16 protein-coding genes are annotated in these 20,109 nt (G+C 28.8%); 1 reads left to right on the plus strand and 15 read right to left on the minus strand.

Features of this window, described 5'->3' with window-relative positions; all coding sequences use genetic code 11:
• Positions 1 to 131: 131 nt before the first annotated feature.
• From CHF27_RS03570 to fdhF, 15 genes are all read right to left on the minus strand, one after another.
• Entirely contained in the window at positions 132 to 1,490 is a 1,359-nt protein-coding gene (locus tag CHF27_RS03570; RefSeq protein ID WP_095405663.1) for an APC family permease, read from the minus strand.
• 169 nt (positions 1,491 to 1,659) lie between these two features.
• On the minus strand, positions 1,660 to 2,271 hold the full coding sequence (gene yihA / locus CHF27_RS03575) for a ribosome biogenesis GTP-binding protein YihA/YsxC (RefSeq protein WP_095405664.1): 612 nt from the start codon (positions 2,269 to 2,271) through the stop codon (positions 1,660 to 1,662).
• On the minus strand, positions 2,261 to 4,618 hold the full coding sequence (gene lon, locus CHF27_RS03580) for an endopeptidase La (protein WP_095405665.1): 2,358 nt from the start codon (positions 4,616 to 4,618) through the stop codon (positions 2,261 to 2,263). Before lon ends, yihA begins: the two co-directional genes overlap by 11 nt.
• 250 nt (positions 4,619 to 4,868) lie before the next feature.
• Complete coding sequence (gene clpX, locus CHF27_RS03585; protein WP_095405666.1) at positions 4,869 to 6,116, minus strand: ATP-dependent Clp protease ATP-binding subunit ClpX; 1,248 nt, start codon at positions 6,114 to 6,116, stop codon at positions 4,869 to 4,871.
• A 19-nt stretch (positions 6,117 to 6,135) separates the two neighbouring features.
• Complete coding sequence (gene clpP / locus CHF27_RS03590; RefSeq protein WP_095405667.1) at positions 6,136 to 6,720, minus strand: ATP-dependent Clp endopeptidase proteolytic subunit ClpP; 585 nt, start codon at positions 6,718 to 6,720, stop codon at positions 6,136 to 6,138.
• Positions 6,721 to 6,793: 73 nt separating this feature from the next.
• Complete coding sequence (tig, locus tag CHF27_RS03595; RefSeq protein ID WP_095405668.1) at positions 6,794 to 8,080, minus strand: trigger factor; 1,287 nt, start codon at positions 8,078 to 8,080, stop codon at positions 6,794 to 6,796.
• A 260-nt stretch (positions 8,081 to 8,340) separates the two neighbouring features.
• A complete protein-coding gene (locus CHF27_RS03600; RefSeq protein ID WP_095405669.1) occupies positions 8,341 to 8,811 on the minus strand; it encodes a metallophosphoesterase family protein in 471 nt (156 codons plus the stop codon).
• Positions 8,811 to 10,160, minus strand: a complete 1,350-nt coding sequence (gene rph / locus CHF27_RS03605; protein ID WP_095405670.1) for a ribonuclease PH — start codon at positions 10,158 to 10,160, stop codon at positions 8,811 to 8,813. Before rph ends, CHF27_RS03600 begins: the two co-directional genes overlap by 1 nt.
• A 144-nt stretch (positions 10,161 to 10,304) precedes the next feature.
• Positions 10,305 to 12,323 (minus strand): NAD-dependent DNA ligase LigA, encoded by a 2,019-nt coding sequence (gene ligA, locus CHF27_RS03610; RefSeq protein ID WP_095405671.1) that lies wholly within the window; start codon positions 12,321 to 12,323, stop codon positions 10,305 to 10,307.
• A 315-nt stretch (positions 12,324 to 12,638) separates the two neighbouring features.
• Complete coding sequence (locus CHF27_RS03615; protein ID WP_095405672.1) at positions 12,639 to 13,061, minus strand: DUF3783 domain-containing protein; 423 nt, start codon at positions 13,059 to 13,061, stop codon at positions 12,639 to 12,641.
• Between the two features lie 162 nt (positions 13,062 to 13,223).
• On the minus strand, positions 13,224 to 13,748 hold the full coding sequence (locus CHF27_RS03620; RefSeq protein ID WP_095405673.1) for a 4Fe-4S dicluster domain-containing protein: 525 nt from the start codon (positions 13,746 to 13,748) through the stop codon (positions 13,224 to 13,226).
• Positions 13,748 to 15,124: a [FeFe] hydrogenase, group A gene (locus CHF27_RS03625; RefSeq protein ID WP_095405674.1), complete on the minus strand. Its 1,377-nt coding sequence runs from the start codon at positions 15,122 to 15,124 to the stop codon at positions 13,748 to 13,750. The genes CHF27_RS03620 and CHF27_RS03625 overlap by 1 nt, the downstream gene beginning before the upstream one ends.
• Positions 15,125 to 15,148: 24 nt before the next feature.
• On the minus strand, positions 15,149 to 15,700 hold the full coding sequence (locus CHF27_RS03630; protein WP_095405675.1) for a 4Fe-4S dicluster domain-containing protein: 552 nt from the start codon (positions 15,698 to 15,700) through the stop codon (positions 15,149 to 15,151).
• Positions 15,701 to 15,738: 38 nt separating this feature from the next.
• Positions 15,739 to 16,563, minus strand: coding sequence for a formate dehydrogenase accessory sulfurtransferase FdhD (gene fdhD / locus CHF27_RS03635; RefSeq protein WP_199533604.1), 825 nt, complete (start codon positions 16,561 to 16,563; stop codon positions 15,739 to 15,741).
• A gap of 23 nt (positions 16,564 to 16,586) precedes the next feature.
• Positions 16,587 to 18,731, minus strand: coding sequence for a formate dehydrogenase subunit alpha (fdhF, locus tag CHF27_RS03640; protein ID WP_095405676.1), 2,145 nt, complete (start codon positions 18,729 to 18,731; stop codon positions 16,587 to 16,589).
• 435 nt (positions 18,732 to 19,166) lie between these two features.
• Between fdhF and CHF27_RS03645 the strand changes: the two genes are divergently transcribed.
• Positions 19,167 to 20,109, plus strand: a 943-nt coding sequence (locus CHF27_RS03645) for an HTH domain-containing protein (protein WP_115975894.1), incomplete at its 3' end; no start/stop codon positions are given.

The following is a 20,109-nucleotide window of genomic DNA, read 5'->3' on the forward strand; positions in this document are numbered from 1 at the left end:
TTCCATTAATATTTTATTAATTCTTGCTAAAAATATAAGCTATTATGTTATTTTTTATTATAAACTTTTTACATTAATAAAGAATCAAAAAGAGTATCGATTAAAATCGATACTCTTTTTGATTCTTTATATTAAGCTGATTTTTCACCATCTAGTTTTTTCGCAGATTTTTTTCTCATATACTCATATATAGGCAATCCTAATAAAGTTATCACTACTCCTACGATTGCATTCTGTGTTTGTGTTATAAGTGTACTTATAACTATAAATACACCTCCTATAATTGCTATCATTGGAATTATTGGGTATAAAGGCACCTTATATGGTCTTTCCATTTCTGGTCTTGTCTTTCTAAGTTTTATAACTCCTATAAATAACATAGTATAGAATATCCATATCGTAAATATTGCTAAATCAGATAATAAGTTAAATTGACCTGATATCGAATACAATATCGCTAATATTACAATTAACCAAGTTCCATTTAAAGGAACAGCATTATTATTTAACTTAGAGAATGCTCTAGAGAAAGGTATTCTATTTTGGCATCCCATTATATAAGGTATTCTTCCACCTGTTAAGATAAATCCATTTAATGTTCCAAATACAGATATTAAAATTCCTACACTTATTATTTTAGATCCTGAACTTCCAAACATTTGTTTTGCAGCTAATGTAGCTGGAGCACTTACTGATGCCATTTCTGATGCAGGTACTACCATTAAATATGCAACATTTATAATTAAATAAACAGACATAACTATAGAAATACCTCCAACTATAGCCATAGGTAAATGTTTAGATGGATTTTTCATCTCTCCTGATAATGCTCCTACATATATCCATCCATCATATGCAAATAAAGTAGCTATTAATACTTGAGAAATTGATTCTACTAAATTTGTTCCCTCTCCTACAAACGGCGTTATGATTCCAGTTGATGAATCACCTTTTATAAACCCAAAAACAATTATTATAGCTAATGGGAATAATTTACACACAGTAGAAATTGTTTGTATACTTCCTCCAAATTTTGCTCCTAGTGAATTTAATAAAGCTATAAATACTATAATTGCTATAGCAATTAATTTTATATATATATTATTTTGTATTCCTAGTAAATTTACTACTTCTTGTGCAAATATTATTCCTAATGCTGCTGAAATAGCTGGTATAAATAATATACTTTGCATCCATCCTGTTAAAAAACCTATTCTTTCATCATAAATTTCTTCTAAGTATACCATCATCCCACCTGGTTTAACTATACTAGCTGATACCTCTGCTGCTGTTAGACCTGCAGCAATAGTTACTAGACCTCCTATTAGCCATGCTAATAATCCTAATCCTGGACCTCCATTTGTCGAAGTATATATCGCTTGAGGCTTAAAGAAAACACCTGATCCTATTAACATTCCTACTACTGTAGATAAAGCTGCACTTAAACCTATTGACTTTCTTAAAGTTTGTTTATTATTATTTTGACTCATTTTTGCACCGCCCCTATAATATTCATTATTTATATATATTTCACTAAATTTTTAGTAAGATTTAAGTAAATTCCCAAAATATTCTGTCTTTATCTCATAAGTAAAATAGCTGAAATTAGATTTTTTTCTAATTTCAGCTATTCTTGTAAAATTATAATACTTTTTATTATTAATCAACCGTTATTTCATATCCATGTTGATTATACTGGCTTATAATTTCATTCCAAACTTCTTCTACCCCTGTCTTTTTTAATGAGGAAATAGGAATTACTTTTTCTTCTTTTTCCATTTGTAATTTTTTTCTAATTATACTTATATGCTTTTGATATTGCCCTCTAGATATCTTATCTGCTTTAGTTGCTATAACTACACAATTATATCCAAAGTGTTTTATCCATTCATACATCAGTTTGTCATCAGCTGTAGGTTCATGTCTAATATCTACAAGTAAGAAAATAGCACATAGCTCTTCTCTATCTTGTAAATATCTCTCCATTATTCCTCCCCATTTTTCTTTTTCAGATTTAGATATTTTGGCATACCCATATCCTGGAAGGTCTACGAAGTAAAATTCTTTATTTATAAGATAAAAATTTATAGTTCTAGTCTTTCCTGGTGTTTGACTTGTTCTAGCAAAATTTCTCCTATTTAATAACGTATTTACTGTAGAAGATTTTCCTACATTTGATCTTCCAACTAATGCTATTTCTGGTATTCCATCAACTGGATACTGAGATTTATTTACAGCACTAGTGATTATTTCCGAACTTCTAATTTTCATTATCTTCACCATTCCTTATTAATGCATGTTCTAGTACTTGGTCCATATGTTCAACAAGAACAAACTCCATTTTTTCTTTTACATTTTCAGGTATTTCATCTAAATCAGCTTCACATTCTTTAGGAAGTAATACTTTATTTATTCCTGCTCTATGAGCAGCTAATAATTTTTCTTTTACTCCACCAACAGCTAAAACTCTACCTCTAAGTGTTATTTCACCAGTCATGGCAACATTACTTCTTACAGGTCTCTTTGTTAATGCTGATATTACTGCTAAAGCCATAGTTATACCTGCAGATGGACCATCTTTTGGCACTGCACCTTCTGGAATATGTATGTGAATATCTGTATTTTGATAAAAATCTGCATCTATATCAAATTGATCCGCTATAGATCTTATATAAGATATTGCTGTTCTAGCAGATTCTTTCATTACATCTCCTAATTGTCCTGTTAATACAATTTGTCCTTTACCTTTTAACACATTTACTTCTACAGTAAGAGTTACTCCACCTACTGCAGTCCATGCTAGTCCATTTACTAACCCTATTTCCGGTTTGTCTCCTACTAATTCATATCTATATTTATCTTTTCCAAGATATTTTTCTAAATTTTCTTTAGTTATTACTATTTCTTTTATTGAAGAATCTTCTACATATTTCTTAGCTACTTTTCTACATATCTTTCCAATAGTTCTTTCTAATGTTCTAACTCCAGCTTCTCTAGTATAATAATTTATTATATCTCTTATAACTGAATCATCCATCTTTATAAAATCTTCTTTTAAAGAATGTTCTTTTAATTGTTTTGGCAATAGATAATTCTTAGCTATATTTAGCTTTTCTTCTTCTATGTATCCACTTACTTCTATAACTTCCATTCTATCTAATAATGGTCTTGGTATTGTACTTAAGCTATTTGCTGTTGTAACGAATAATATTTTTGATAAATCAAAAGGAACTTCTAAGTAATGATCCACAAAATCTTTGTTTTGCTCTGGATCTAAAACTTCTAACATAGCTGAAGAAGGATCTCCTTTATAATCAGCTGCCATCTTATCAATTTCATCTAATAAGAAAACAGGATTTTTTGTTTGAGCTTCTTTTATTCCATTTATTATTCTACCTGGTATAGACCCTACATATGTTCTTCTATGCCCTCTTATTTCAGCTTCATCTCTAACTCCACCTAAAGATATTCTAACAAATTTTTTACCTAGTGCATTAGATATTGATTTAGCTATAGAGGTTTTACCTACACCTGGAGGGCCAACTAAACAAATTATAGGTCCTTTAAGAGATTTAGATAATTTTCTTATTGCTAAATATTCTAATATTCTCTCTTTAACTTTTTCTAATCCATAATGATCATTATCTAATATTTCCTCTGCTTTAGCTATATCTAACTTCTCTTTTGTTTCTTTATTCCATGGTAATGAGAATATCATATCTAAATATGATCTTATAACTGAAACATCTGGAGACATCGGTGAAATTCTAGAGAATTTATCTATTTCTTTTCCTATTTTTTCTTTAGTTTCTTTAGGCGCTTTTATTTTTTTTAGTTTCTCTCTATATTCCTCTGCTTCTGAGTTTATATCTTCTTCATCGCCTAATTCTTTTTGAATAGCTTTTAGCTGTTCTCTTAGATAATATTCTTTTTGGACTTTATTCATTTGCTTTTTTACTCTAAGTGTAATTTTCTTTTCTATTTTTAATATATCTATTTCTTCTAATAAAATAGTATATATTAACTCTAATCTTTTTTTAATATCAAATTCTTCTAATACTTCTTGCTTTTGATTAGATTTTAAGTATATGTTTGATGCTATAGTATCTATAAATCTATCTACATTATCTATGTCTGATAATGATATTAGTATTTCTGGAGATACTCTATTTCCAATATTTATGTATTCTTCGAATGCATCAAAAACATTTCTAACAAATGCTTCAATTTCAGCATCTTTTTCTGCATTTTCTTCATCAAAAACTATTTCTTCTATTACAGCCTTAAAGTAACCATCTTCTTGCTCTATATTTTTGACTTTTCCTCTTGAGATACCCTCAACTAACACACGTACTGTATCTCCTGGTAATTTTATCATTTGCTTAACTTTACATATAGTTCCAACATGATAAAAATCTTCTTCTGTAGGCTCATCTACTTCTGCTTCTTTTTGAGATGTTAAGAATATTAACTCTTCTCCTAACATAGCTTCATCTAAAGCTTTCAGTGATATGTCTCTTCCTATATCAAAGTTTAGTATCATATATGGAAATATCGCTAATCCTCTAAGTGGAATTAGCGGTAATTCATGCTCTATTTTAGTATAATTCTGTTCCACTATTATCACTCCTTAAAGTGCTAGATTTTATCACTTTATATATTATATATTTACAAAACCTAATTTTCAACATTAATACATACTTATTATTATATTTTAACCTCATTTTATCATCTTATAATATTAATGTCACTTTTAATACTATTTTCGTTATATTATTAAACCAGGTTCATAAATAAAAATATATTAAAGATATAGTTTTTGTTTTAGACTAAAAAAGGAGCTTTTAAAGCTCCTTTTTTTCATTATGTTATGCACTTTCTTCTTGATCCTTAAGTACTATAACAGGCTCTGAATCTCCATCTACACATTTTGCTGTTACTATAACTTTTTTTACGTCATCTCTAGAAGGAACTTCGTACATACTTTCCAACATAATGTTCTCAACAATACTTCTAAGTCCTCTAGCTCCTGTATTTCTTTCTATAGCCTTTTTAGCTATAGCACGAAGAGCATCTTCTTCAAATTCTAATTCGACTTCATCTATTTCAAGTAATTTTTTGTATTGTTTTACTAAAGCATTCTTAGGCTCTTTTAATATTCTCATTAATGCATCTTCATCTAATAATTCTAATGTCGCTAATACAGGTATTCTACCTATAAACTCTGGTATTATACCAAATTTCAATAAGTCTTCAGGAAGAACTTGAGCATATATTTTACCTAAATCCATTTCCTTCTTACTTTCTATCTTAGCTCCAAAACCTAGTGTTTTTTCTCCACCACGTTTTTGAATTATTTTTTCTATTCCATCGAAAGCCCCTCCTAATATAAATAATACATTAGTAGTGTCTATTTTTAAGAACTCTTGATGAGGATGTTTTCTTCCTCCTTGTGGTGGAACGTTAGCAACAGTACCTTCTAATATTTTTAAAAGTGCTTGTTGAACTCCTTCTCCACTAACATCTCTAGTTATAGATGGATTTTCAGACTTTCTAGCTATTTTGTCTATCTCATCTATATATATTATCCCTCTCTCAGCTTTTTCTATATCAAAATCGGCTGCTTGAATAAGTTTTAGAAGTATATTTTCAACATCTTCTCCTACATATCCTGCTTCTGTTAAAGATGTAGCATCAGCCATTGCAAAAGGTACATTTAATGTTTTTGCTAGAGTTTGAGCTAATAATGTCTTTCCTGAACCTGTCGGTCCTAATAAAAGTATATTACTTTTTTGTATTTCTATATCTTTACTATTTACTTTTTTACTATAGATTCTTTTATAATGATTATAAACAGCTACAGATAAAGATTTTTTTGCTTTTTCTTGACCTATTACATAATCATTTAATATATTCATCATTTCCTTAGGTTTAGGTAATGATGTAGTATCTTCTTCTATAGTATCTTCTATTTCTTCTTGAATAATTTCATCGCAAAGTTCAACACATTCATCACATATATAAACATTTGGACCTGCAATTAATCTTCTAACTTGTTCTTGGGTTTTGCCGCAGAATGAACATTTTAACTGTCTTTTATCTTCATATTTTGACATATTAAGCACCTCTTCCTCTCTACGGTCTCTTTGTAATTACTTCATCTATTAAGCCGTATTCTTTAGCCTCTTGTGCACTCATGAAGTTATCACGTTCAGTATCCATTTGAATTTTTTCTAATGGTTGACCTGTTCTCTCTGATAATATTTCATTTAAAGTTTGTTTTATTTTAACTATTCTCTTAGCATGTATTTCTATATCTGTTGCTTGACCTTTAGTTCCTCCTAAAGGTTGATGTATCATTATTTCACTATTAGGCAACGCAAATCTCTTTCCTTTAGCTCCTGCATTTAATAAAAATGCTCCCATTGAAGCAGCCATTCCTATGCATATAGTACTTACATCTGGTTTAATATATTGCATTGTATCATAAATAGCCATACCTGATGTTATACTACCGCCTGGTGAATTTATATATAAATATATATCTTTATCTGGGTCATCAGCTTCTAAAAATAATAGCTGAGCTACAACAAGACCTGCTGTGGCATCATTTACTTCATCTCCTAAAAATATTATTCTGTCTTTTAATAATCTAGAATATATATCGTAAGATCTTTCTCCTCTTCCTGTCTGCTCTACAACTACAGGTACTAATGCCATGAATCATGCCCCCCTTTATATCTTTCTATTTCTATATATAATTTACAGTAGCCTTAATAGGCTACTGTAAAAATTAAGCTATATTTGCACTCTCAACTAATAAGTCTATTGTTTTTCTTATTTTTATTTGACCTTTTATATCTTCCATATCAGAATCTCTTAAAGAAGATTTTAATTTATCCATTTCCATTTTATACATAGTAGCTAAATTTTCTAATTCTGCATTGAATTCTTCATCGCTTACTTCAACATTTTCAGCTTTAGCTACAGCTTCTATTACTAAAGATGACTTAACTAATCTTTCAGCATCTTCTCTTCTTTCTTCTCTTAACTCTTCTATAGTTCTACCAGTCATTTGTAATAATTGTTGTAAATTTAATCCTTGGTATTGTAATTGGTAGTTAAGTTCCATTAACATATTGTCTATTTGACTTTCTACCATAGCTTTAGGTATTTCTATTTCTGTATTTGCAGCAACTTTTTCAACTATAGCGTTTCTCATTTCAGCTTCAGCTTTTTTTACAGCTTCTTCTTCAGCCTTAGCTCTTACGTCAGCTCTTAATTGTGCTAAAGTATCAAATTCGCTAGTATCTTTTGCGAATTCATCATCTAATTCTGGTAATTCTTTAACTTTTACATCATTTATCTTAACTTTAAATACAACTGGTTTTCCAGCTAAATTTTCTGCATGATATTCTTCTGGGAAAGTAACGTTAACTTCTAATTCTTCTCCAGCTTTTTTACCTACTAATTGCTCTTCAAATCCTGGTATAAATGTATTTGATCCTATAACTAAACTATAGTTTTCACCTTTTCCACCTTCAAAAGCTTCTCCACTTTCGAACCCTTCAAAGTCTATAACAGCTGTATCATTATTTGCTAAAGCTTTATCTTCAACGCTTAATACTCTAGCATTTTTATTTCTCATTTCTTCTAATCTTAATGTTATTTCATCTTCACTTACAGTATTGTCAACTTTAGCTACTTCTATACCTTTGTAAGAACCTAATTCAAATTCTGGTTTAACTTCAACAGTTCCTAATATAACTAATCCATTGTCTTTGCTTATTTCTTCTATGTCTAATTCTGGTCTATCTATTGGGTCTATATTTAATTCTTTTATAGCTTCTGGATAAACTTCTGGGAATAACATATCTATAGCATCATTATAGAATACCCCTTTTCCGTATTGAGTTTCTATTACAACTCTTGGAGCTTTCCCTTTTCTAAACCCTGGTATGTTGTATTTCCCCTTAGTTTTATTGTAAGCCTTATTTACTGCTGATTCAAATTTATTATTATCTACAGTTAACTTAAAAGTCACTTTGTTGCCTTCTTTTTTTATTAATTCTGCTTTCATTAACTTATTCCTCCTCATATCGTTATGTAATGATTTGCAAATGGAATTAAAATCCATTTTACGTATAGTTTAACTACTTAATTATATCACATAAGTTTTTTTATTTACAAGTCTTGCCTCAATTTCAATACTTACTGCTAATTATAGCTATTTAATCATGTACAATGCAATATATCTTTTAAAATATTTATATTTTTTAATGTATATTTTAATCTTTCTCTTTATCTAATTAATTAATACCACTTTTTACTTTAATTAATCTATATTCTAACTTCTTCTAAATTTATTTTTTCTTTTTCAATATTAAGTATTAGAAAGCTCCTATAATCCACTCCTCTAGGAAGTGCTAAACTACCTGGGTTTATATATAGTATTCCATCTTTTTCTATATTCGTAGGCATATGAGTATGACCAAATACAACTATATCTGCTCCAATTTTTTTTGCTCTACTTTCTATTGTTCCCATACCATATTTAATATCATATGTATCTCCATGACATAAAAATATATTTTTTCCTTCAACTTCAAAAAATAATTCTTCCTCTACATTATCAAAATCACAATTACCTTTTACTGCCATTATGTCTATATTCGTCATATTGTGTATGTATTTAGAATCTGAAAAATTATCTCCAGCATGAATTATTAAATCACATTCTTCTAAGTATGGTATTACTTTATCTATATATACTTTTGCGTTATGTGTATCACTTAAAACTCCAATTTTCATTATCTTATTACCCTTTTTTTGAACTCTTCTTTCATTAGTTTTAAAGAATTTGCTCTATGGCTTATAGAATTTTTAACTGAACTAGGTATCTCTCCAAAAGTTTTATCATACTCGTTAACTATAAATAAGCTATCATATCCAAATCCATTTTTTCCTTTTTCTTCAAATCCTATAAAACCTTCACAAGTTCCTCTTACAACAAATTCTTTCCCATCAGGGAATACAACAGCTATAGCAGAAACAAATCTTGCACTTCTCTGACTCATAGGTATATTTTTCATCATTTTAAGTAACTTTTCTCTATTTTCTTCATCTGTTGCATTTTCCCCTGCAAATCTAGCTGAATAAACTCCAGGTTTTTTACCTATAGCATCTACTTCTAAACCTGAGTCATCTGAAATTGCTATTAAATTTGTTTTCTTTGCTATCGTTCTAGCCTTTATAAGAGCATTATGTTCAAATGTTTTTCCATCTTCAACTATTTCTATTCCACCTAAATCTACATCTTTTAATGAATATATCGTATAATCAAAATCTTTAAGTATAGCTCCTATTTCTTCTAATTTATGAGCATTATTAGTAGCTATAACAACTTCATCACCATATTCCATGCCTAGTATTTCGTCAGCAATTTCCCCTAATGCTCTTCTTTGTTCTTTTATAAGTTGTTTATTTCCTATTTCTCCAAGTTCTAAAAGTAAATTTAAATCTTCCTTTGAAAATGGTCTTTCTTCTCCTGTCCCCTGAACTTCAACAAATTCTCCTGCATCAGTCATTATTATATTCATATCAACTTGTGCATTAGAATCCTCTTCATAGCATAAATCTAGCATATGAGTTTTATTTACAATACCTACACTAATTGCTGATACAAAGTTTCTTATAGGTATTTCTTTTATAACTTTAGATTTATATAATTTGTAAATTGCATCTACTACTGCTACAAATGCACCTGTTATAGAAGCTGTTCTTGTTCCTCCATCAGCTTGAATTACATCACAATCAACCCAAATAGTTCTTTCTCCTATTTTACCTAAATCTACAACAGATCTTATCGCTCTTCCTATTAATCTTTGTATTTCTTGAGTTCTTCCATCAATTTTTCCTCTAGATGATTCCCTTATTTTTCTTTGATGAGTTGCTCTAGGTAGCATAGAATATTCTGCATTTATCCAACCTGTACCTGTATTTCTTAAAAATGGAGGTACTCTATCTTCTATTGAAGCTGTACATATTACTTTTGTTTCTCCCATTTCTATAAGTACTGATCCTTCAGCATATCTCGTATAATTTCTAGTAATTTTTACTTCTCTTATTTGATTATTTTTTCTTTTATTAATTCTCTCCATACTTCTACCTCTCTTAATGTTTTACTTTTAAATTTATATTAAGGCAACTCTACTATTGTACCCTATCATTTAAATTTTTTTAACATATATATTTTTAATTCATCAGATAATTTTAACATATATTTCAAATTATTTTCTACATAATTACAACTTGCTTTGAACTTCTTCCTTTGAATCTAAATTTGATAGTTGTAAAAAAGTTTCTTCATCAATAACTTTAACTCCTAATTCATTTGCTTTTGTAAGCTTTGAACCTGCCTCTTCTCCAGCTAAGACAAACGTAGTAGATTTACTAACACTAGAAGTAGATTTTCCACCTCTCGATTCTATAATTTCTTTAGCATCATTTCTCTTTAAAGTAGGAAGAGTACCTGTTAAAACAATCTTCATACCTTCAAATATCTTAGGCACATCTGAATTTTTTTCTTTTAGAGATTTAGTGTTAACGCCTACATTTCTCAGCTTATTTATTACATTTAAGTTTTTTTCTTCTTTAAAGAATTCAAAAACGCTGTTTGCCATTATATCTCCAAATTCTTCTAAATTAATTAAATCTTCTACTTTTGAATTAATGATACTATCTAATTCATCAAAATTACTTGCCAATATTTTAGCACCTTTTACTCCAACATATTTAATTCCTAATCCATTTATAAGTCTCCATAAATCATTTTTTTTCGATTTTTCTATTGATTTCATTAAGTTTTGAGCGGATTTTTCACCCATTCTTTCTAAATTTATTACATCTTCCTTGTTTATATAATATAAATCAGCTACATCCTGTATTATTTTTTGATTTAATAATAAAGTTATTATAGATTCCCCTAATCCATCTATATTCATTGCATCTCTCGATACAAAGTGAATCATGCCTCTCCTTATTTGTGCCGGACATGACATATTTATGCATTTAACAGCAGCTTCCCCTTCTATTCTTAGTGTAGGTTCTAAGCAAACTGGGCATCTATTAGGCATATTAAATTCTGATTCTTCACCACTACGTTCTTCTTTTATAACTTCTAAAACTTGAGGAATAATATCTCCTGCTTTTTGAACTAAGACAATATCATTGATTCTTATATCTTTTTGTTTTATGTAGTCTTCATTATGTAAAGTTGCCCTACTTACAGTAGTACCTGCAAGTCTAACTGGTTCAAGTATGGCAGTAGGAGTTATTGTACCTGTTCTTCCTACTTCTACAACTATATCTAAAATTTTTGTTTTTTTCTTTTCTGCTGGGAATTTGTATGCAATTGCCCATCTTGGACTTTTTGCAGTAAATCCCATTTCATCTCTTTGACTTAAATTATTAACCTTAATAACCATTCCATCTATCTCAAATCCTAGATTTCCTCTATTTTCAGTCCAATATTCAATATGCTCTATTACACCTTCTATATCCTTACATATTTTATAATTTGGGCTTACTTCAAATCCTAATTCTTTTAAAAACTCTAATGATTCACTATGACTTTTAAAATTATTATCTTCCATATGCTCTAAGTTAAATATAAATATATCTAGTGGTCTTTTTGCTGTTAACTTTGAATCTAATTGTCTAAGCGATCCTGCTGCTAAATTTCTTGGGTTTGCAAATAATTGAAGATCCATTTCTTCTTGTTGTTCATTTACTTTTTTGAAATTTTCCTTTGATATATATACTTCCCCTCTTACAACTAATTCATTATCTTCTTTTATCTTTAACGGAATACTTTTTACAGTCATAAGATTTTTTGAAATATCTTCTCCTATGATACCATTCCCTCTTGTAGCTCCTTTTTCAAATACTCCATTTTCATATGTAAGACCTACTGATAATCCATCTATTTTAAATTCGACTACATACTCAACGTGTCCGCTAACTGCACCTCTAACCCTCTTATCAAAATCCTTTAAATCTTGAGAAGAATACGCATTCGATAAGCTTAACATTGGTATTTTATGAACTATTTGTTCAAATTTATCTAATGGCTTTCCTCCCACTCTATTTGTTGGAGAATTTACCTTTTTTAAATTTGGATTTTCTTCTTCTAATTTCATTAGTTCTTTCATTAAATCATCGTATTCCATATCTGTTATTTCTGGTTCATCTTGATTATAATACTTTTCATTATGATAATTTATTAAATCTATAAGTTCGTTTATTCTATTTTCAATACTCATATTTTCTCACCTCATGTATGTAAATCCAAAATTTATGTAATATTATTATAATACAATTAAATATATGTAATTCACATTTTTTAAATAAAAAATAAAAAGTCCTTCAAATATACAATTGTATTTGAAGGACTAAATCTATATTAAAATAAATGTAAGATGCTATGATGTTAATACTATGAGGTGCTACATACATTTATTTAATATTATTTTATCCAATTTTCATAAGTTTATTGATGTTATATTTTTCATTAATTTAAATAATTTTATAATTATTTAAATGTTACAAATAAATACATAGTGATATGATATTAGTGCTTACTTATGTTCAACAAATTTACCTTTTTTAATAGCATTACGTTCTTCTACTAAATTTTTAATTAAGTTATCTAATGTCCAATCTATAGAAGTTTCTGTAACCACCGCTGTAAGGGGTCTGTTAACTCTCATTTTTTTCAAGCTTTCTAAAAAAGAATTTATTCTAGCGTGCTCTATATTATTAAATATTATGGCTTTATTTTTCATACCATCTTCATAATCATCTAAAACTTCATTACTCAATATATCTTTTATTAAACTTTTTCCATTATTAGATTGTAAAAATATATGGTCTTTTATTCCTATAAGATTACTTATATTTTTTATTAAAACTGATTCTTTCTTATTAAAGTTCACTATCATTATACAATTTCTATCATATACTTTATTTTCATTTATATTTTTAATTTTTTCAAACGACATATATTTATCCCCTATCCTTTTGCATTTTTATACTTTAACTTTTACCACATTTTCAGATGTTTAAAACTAAACATCACAAATATTTTTATTTTATAAATTAAAATATAATTAATTAAAGGGACTGTCTCAAAAATATAATAATTTCGAGACAATCCCTTTGTTTTATTCCATCTTTACTGCTGCTAATTTTCTTCTTTCTTTTACAGATATATCAATATCATCTTCCTTAACTATTTTAAACGCTTGAGTAGGACATACTTTTACACAAGCTGGACCTTCCTCAGATGATATACAAAAATCGCATTTATTTGCTACCATTTTTTCTGAAAAGTAAAATTTATTTTCATCTGATATGCCTAAAGTTGCTAAATCTATCGCTCCTATTGGGCATGCCATCATACAAGTTTTACATCCTATGCATTTTTTTTCATCTACTTTAATAACATTATCTATTTTACTTATAGCTTTATTAGGACATACCTTTGCACATGGTGCATCTTCACAATGTCTGCATTGTATAGGCGCACTTACTTTATTAGTTTTTATAACATCTAACTTAGGATTAAAATTTATAGTATCTGGTGCTTTATAAAATATATTTTCTTCTGAGTGAGCCACAACACAAGCTATCATGCAAGTTCTACAACCTATACACTTATCTGGATTCGCAATAACAAAGTAATTCATTATTTTACCACTTCCTTTGTTATAGCATATTTAGTGTGAAGTAAATGATGAGATTTTTCACCTAAAGGTTCTCCTAAAAATTCATCATAAATTTTTTGTATATCAGGATTTTCATGTGATTTTCTTATTTCCAAGTTTGAATCATGAGCATAAGTTGCTTTTATTCTATTTTCATATGCAGTTTTTTTATATTCTTCTAATAAAAGTTTTGGCTGGCCTCCGCCACTTACACAACCAACTGGACATGTCATAACTTCTATAAAATCTAATTCTAATTCTTTACAATTAAGTTTTTCTAATAACGGTATTACATTCTTAAGTCCACTAACTACTCCTACTCTTAAATTCAACTTTCCTACTTTTATTATAGATTGTCTAAATCCATCTTCTCCTCTAACTTGAACTACCTCTACATTAGGTATACTTTCTTTTGTTATTAGCTCATACCCTGTTCTTATAGCTGCTTCCATAACTCCACCGGTCACACCAAATATAGTTCCTGCTCCTGAATAAGTACCTAAAGGACTATCAAATTTTTCTTCTTTCAAATTTGAAAAATCTATTTTCATATCTTTTATTAAGTACCCAAGTTCTCTTGTTGTTAAAACTACATCTACATCTTTATATCCACTCGAATTCATTTCTTCTCTGTCACATTCAAATTTTTTGCATGTACAAGGCATTATAGACACACTATAAATTTTACTCGCATCTATATTATTTATTTGCGCTCCATAAGTTTTAATCATTGCCCCTTCCATTTGCTGAGGTGATTTACAAGAAGATAAATGATCGGTCAACTTTGGATAATTTTCTTCAAGGAATTTAACCCATGCAGGACAACAAGATGTAAACATAGGTAATTTTCCACCCTCTGTAACTCTTTTTATTAATTCACTGCCTTCTTCCATTATAGTTAAATCTGCTGCAAAGTTTGTATCATAAACTTTATCAAAATTTAATTTTCTTAAAGCTGCAGCCATCTTTCCAGGTGTTAAGTATCCTAAATCATATCCAAATTCTTCTGCAATAGCTACTCTTACAGCAGGTGCACATTGAACCATTGTAATTAAATTTGGATTACTTATAGCCTTTTTAACTCTTTCTACATCGCAAACATTGAAAGCTGCAAATATAGGTTCTTTTACTGATTTTGGTAAATTTCTCTCATCTCTTTTATTTTCAATAAATTCAAATCCCTCATCTATTATAGATGCATATGATTTGCATGTTTGAATACACTGTCCACATAATATACATTTGTCCGTGTTAATTTGTTGAGGTTTCCCTTGATCTCCTTCAATAGCATCCACTGGACAGACCTTACTACACTCTCTACATCCAGTACATAAATCTTTATCTATACTTATTATCATTTTTTTATTTTCCCCCCTTTATCTTTATTTATTGGTCATTAATAGACTAAGTGCAGCCTGTTTGTTCTTAGACTTTTTATCATCCATAGGGGTAACAAGTTTTAATGCTTCTTGAGGACATGCTTCTACACAAGCTAATTTATTATTTTGTTTACATAAGTCACATTTGTATGCCATTTTATTACTATCATCTATTCCTATTTGTTCAACTTCTTTTCCATCTTTATATTGTGGTAATAAATCTATAGCTCCAAAAGGACATGCTAGTAAACAAGTTTTACATCCTATGCACCTTTCTTCAACAACAGAAATAATATTATTCTCTCTTTTAATAGCCTTTACTGGGCAAGTATTTAAACACGGTGCATCTTCGCAATGTCTACATTGTACTGGCATACAAAATTTATCATCCTTAACTAAATAAAGTCTAGGAATTACTGGAATTTCTACTGTTCCAACTGTATAAGCTACTTTGTTTTCCTTGTTATGCATTGTGAAACATGCTACTTCACATGATCTACATCCAGTACATTTATTAGGGTCTGCAATTACAAATGATCCTAATTTATCTTTCATAGTCCCCCCACCTTTCTATATCTCATATATTTATAGATTTACTTTGTTTCTACTCTATAAGAATTTGTATAAATATTCATCCTTCTTCCACGTACAAACCCTATAAGCGTTATATTTAATTTCTTAGAAATTTCTATTGATAAATTTGTTGGAGCTGATTTTGATATGACTATTGGTACTCCTACCTGAGATGATTTTAATATCATTTCTAAAGATATTCTTCCACTAACAACAACTACTTTATCTTCTAAATTAATATCATTTAATATACAATAACCTATAGCTTTATCCATAGCATTATGTCTTGCTACATCTTCACAAATTATAATTTCTTTATCTTTGTCAAAGATAGCTACACTGTGTACTCCACCAGTATCTTTAAACAACTTTGATGATGTTAGATTTTTTTGCATTATTTCATATATTGTTTCTATATCTATACTATTTTTATCTGTTATAGGCTTATAAGATATATAATCTAAAGAATTTAAAAATAGAATCTCTTCATCTTTTACATCTATTTCTTTTTGTGTCTTAACATATGAAACCCTATTTTCTTTATCTATTTCAATACTCATAATATCTTCTTTTTTTGTTATATATCTTTTAGTAACCAAGAATCCAACTATAAGTTCTTCTAGATTTGATGGAGTACATAAAAATGTATTTATATGTTTATCATTTAAAATAAAACTTAAAGGATATTCAGATATTATAAATTCTTCTACATTATTTATATTATTTTCTTCTATTTTTACTATTGGAACTTTAAAATAATTTTTATATTTATAATCAATCAACTGACTTTGTTTATATATTTCATCTATTTTTTCTTTATTTTTTGAGGAATATATATTTTTCATTTGTTTTATGCCTTTCTTACTTTCTATACATTTTTTACTAACATCTTTTCTTTTATTTTTTTATATTCCTCTTTTATAAATTTTTCTGCCCATTCTTGATTTTCTATTTTTTCAACTTTAACTGCACAATACTTATATTCAGGTGTTTTTGATATTGGGTCTAAATTTGCAATAGTAAGTTCATTGCATGCTCCTATCCACCATTGATAAGTCATGTATGTTGCTCCTTTTTTTACCCTATCTGTAATTAAAACCCTAGTTAATACACTTCCTCTTCTTGAGCTTACTCTTATTAATTCATCATCCTCAATGCCTAAGTTACATGCATCTTCAGAATTAAGTTGTAAGTATCCCGGCTCATCTTCTAGTGCGCTAAGCGCTCTACAGTTACCTGTCATAGTTCTTACTGAATAATGACCAACTTCTCTAACTGTACATAAACTGAAAGGATACTCTTCATCTTCTAATTCCATTGGTGGTCTCCACTTTGTTGCAAATAAATTTCCTTTTCCATTCGGAGTTGAGAATTTTTCTCCCTCGTATAAATACATTGTTCCTTTATCTTCTTTTCCTTCATCTCTACAAGGCCATTGAACACTACCTTGCTCTGCTATCTTTTCATATGTCGCTCCTTTGAAGCTAGGACATAAAATTCTCAATTCATCCCATATTTCTTTTGTGTTATTGTATTTCATAGGATATCCCATAGCAGTAGATATTTCACTTATTATTTGCCAGTCAGGTTTTACATCCCCTGTTGGTTCGATAGCTTTTCTCATTCGTTGGAAACCTCTATCTGCTGATGAATATACTCCATCATGTTCTCCCCAAGATGTAGCTGGAAGTATTACATCTGCATGAAGAGCAGTTTTGTTCATAAATATATCTTGAACTATTACAAACTCAAGTTCATCTAATGCCTCTCTTACTTCTTTAGCATCTGGATCACTTTGTACTGGATCTTCTCCAAATATATAATACGCTTTAAGTTTTTTCTCTTTCAATACTAATCTCGGTACTTCAGTTAAAGAATACCCTTTATTAGGTGATAATTTAACTCCCCACGATTTTTCAAATTTTTCTCTTATTTCATTATTTTCTACACTCTGATATCCTGGGTATACATTTGGAAGAGCACCCATATCACAAGCTCCTTGAACATTATTTTGCCCACGAACTGGTCCTATTCCAACACTTTCTCTACCAAAGTTTCCTGTTAATAATGCAAGCGATGCTAATCCCTTAACAACATCAACAGCCTGACCAAATTGACATACACCCATTCCATAAAGTATCATTGCATCTTTTACTCCTGCATATTCTCTCATTGCTTTTCTTATCATATCTGCAGGAATATTTGTATACTTCTCAGCATATTCTGGTGTATATTCTTTTACTATTTCTTTATATTCATCAAATCCTTGAGTATGTTTTTCAACAAACTCTTTATCATACAATTCTTCTTCAATTAAAACATTTCCAAAAGCATTAACTAATATCATATTAGTCCCACCTTTTATAGGTAAATGCATATCAGAAATTCTTGCTGTTTCAGTTACTCTAGGGTCTATTGCTATTATTTTTGCTCCCTTTTCCTTTGCCCTTATAATTCTTCTTGCTACTATCGGATGTGAATCTGCTCCATTATACCCAAATACAAATAATAAATCTGAATTTTCTATTTCTGGTATAGAGTTAGACATCGCTCCGCTACCTAATGAGTAAGCCAGACCGGCTACTGATGGGGCATGTCAAACACGAGCACAATGGTCAACATTATTTGTTCCTATTGTAGCTCTCATAAATTTTTGCATTACATAATTAGCTTCATTTCCAGGTCCTCTGGCTGAACCTGTACCCATAATAGAATCTGGTCCATATTTTTCTTTAATTTCGTTTAATCTTTGTGCTGTGTAACTTATAGCTTCTTCCCATTCTACTTCTTCTAAAACTCCCTTTTTTCTTATCATAGGTTTTTTTAATCTTGATGTTAAAATTTGAGGATCATTTAAAAAATCCCATCCATAATGTCCTTTTAAACATAAATTACCTTCATTAGTCCTACCGTTAGCAGGCTCTGATTTTATAATCTTATTATCTTTTACTACTAAATATAATTGACACCCTGCTCCACAATAAGGACAGACAGTTAGAACTTTATCTTCCATTTCTTTCCCCCTTAACTTAATTTTGATTACTAAAACTAAATTTAGTAATTATATTTATTCAAAAAATTACTTATTAAAAATATAATAATTTTTATGAATTACATTATTAGATTTTAAGAATTAATTTTAATTATATGATTTTTTGCTTATGCAAATAACTTAATGAATAGCGTTGTATGAATATAATTTTTACTTAATTTGACTTTTATTTATATTTTAATCTAATTTAATACTTAAAAAATTCAATAAATTCTTTAATAAACCCTTTCATATATGTAAATTTGTAAACTATTATTTTTTATTTATTCTTTGAAAATTTAATTAAAAAGAGCTATCCCAAAATAAAATGGATCCTATATAGTGGACACGAGAAAAAACGTGTCTATCTATATAGGGTCTTTTTTTGTAAAATATTAATTGAGGAGTGATTGAAATATGAGTAAAAAGATATTTACAGAGCAAGAAATACTAGAATTATCTAAAAATAAATATATAAAAAATGTGTCCTCTAAGGGGATAACTTATACTAATGAATTTAAACTACAGTTTATTGCAGAATATGAAAATGGAAAAACTTCGAGAAAAATTTTTAAAGATGCTGGATTTAATATTGATATAATTGGAATTAAGCGTATAGATTCAGCTAGTCGAAGATGGAGGAATGCATATAAGGATAAAGGCGTTTTAGGTTTAGAAGATACTAGAACTTTAAATTCAGGAAGAACACTTAATAGAGATTTAACGATTGAAGAAGTTCTTGCTAAAAAAGATGCTGAAATAAGGTATCTTAAAGCGGAGCTTGAATTGATAAAAAAGCTCGAGCTGCAAGAAAGGCAGGTGATAAATAAGAAATTACCATCATCTATGATATTTAGGCTAATACAAAACTTAATTAAGGACTTTAAACTTTATAATATGACGAGACATTTATGCAAAATTGCTAATGTCTCTACTTCAGGTTATTATAATTTTTTAAGAAACTTTAAAGCTAGAGATATGATGGAAAATGAAGATCTTAAATCAAAAGAAATTATTCTAAAAGCATTTAATTACCGTGGATATAAGAAAGGTTCTAGAACCATAAAGATGATATTAAAGAATAAATTCAATGTCATAATGAATAGAAAGAAAATCCAAAGAATAATGAGAAAGTATAATATTATTTGTCCAATACGTAAATCTAATCCATACAAACGCATGGCTAAGGCTACGAAAGAACATAGAGTTGTTCCAAATAAGTTAAATAGGGAATTTAAACAAAATATACCTGGTAAAATAATGTTAACTGATATTACATATATGCCGTACGGCAATGGCAAAATGGCTTATCTATCTACGATAAAAGATTCATCAACTAATGAAATATTAGCATATAATC

The organism is Romboutsia maritimum (assembly GCF_002251085.2).
Classification (GTDB): domain Bacteria; phylum Bacillota; class Clostridia; order Peptostreptococcales; family Peptostreptococcaceae; genus Romboutsia_B; species Romboutsia_B maritimum.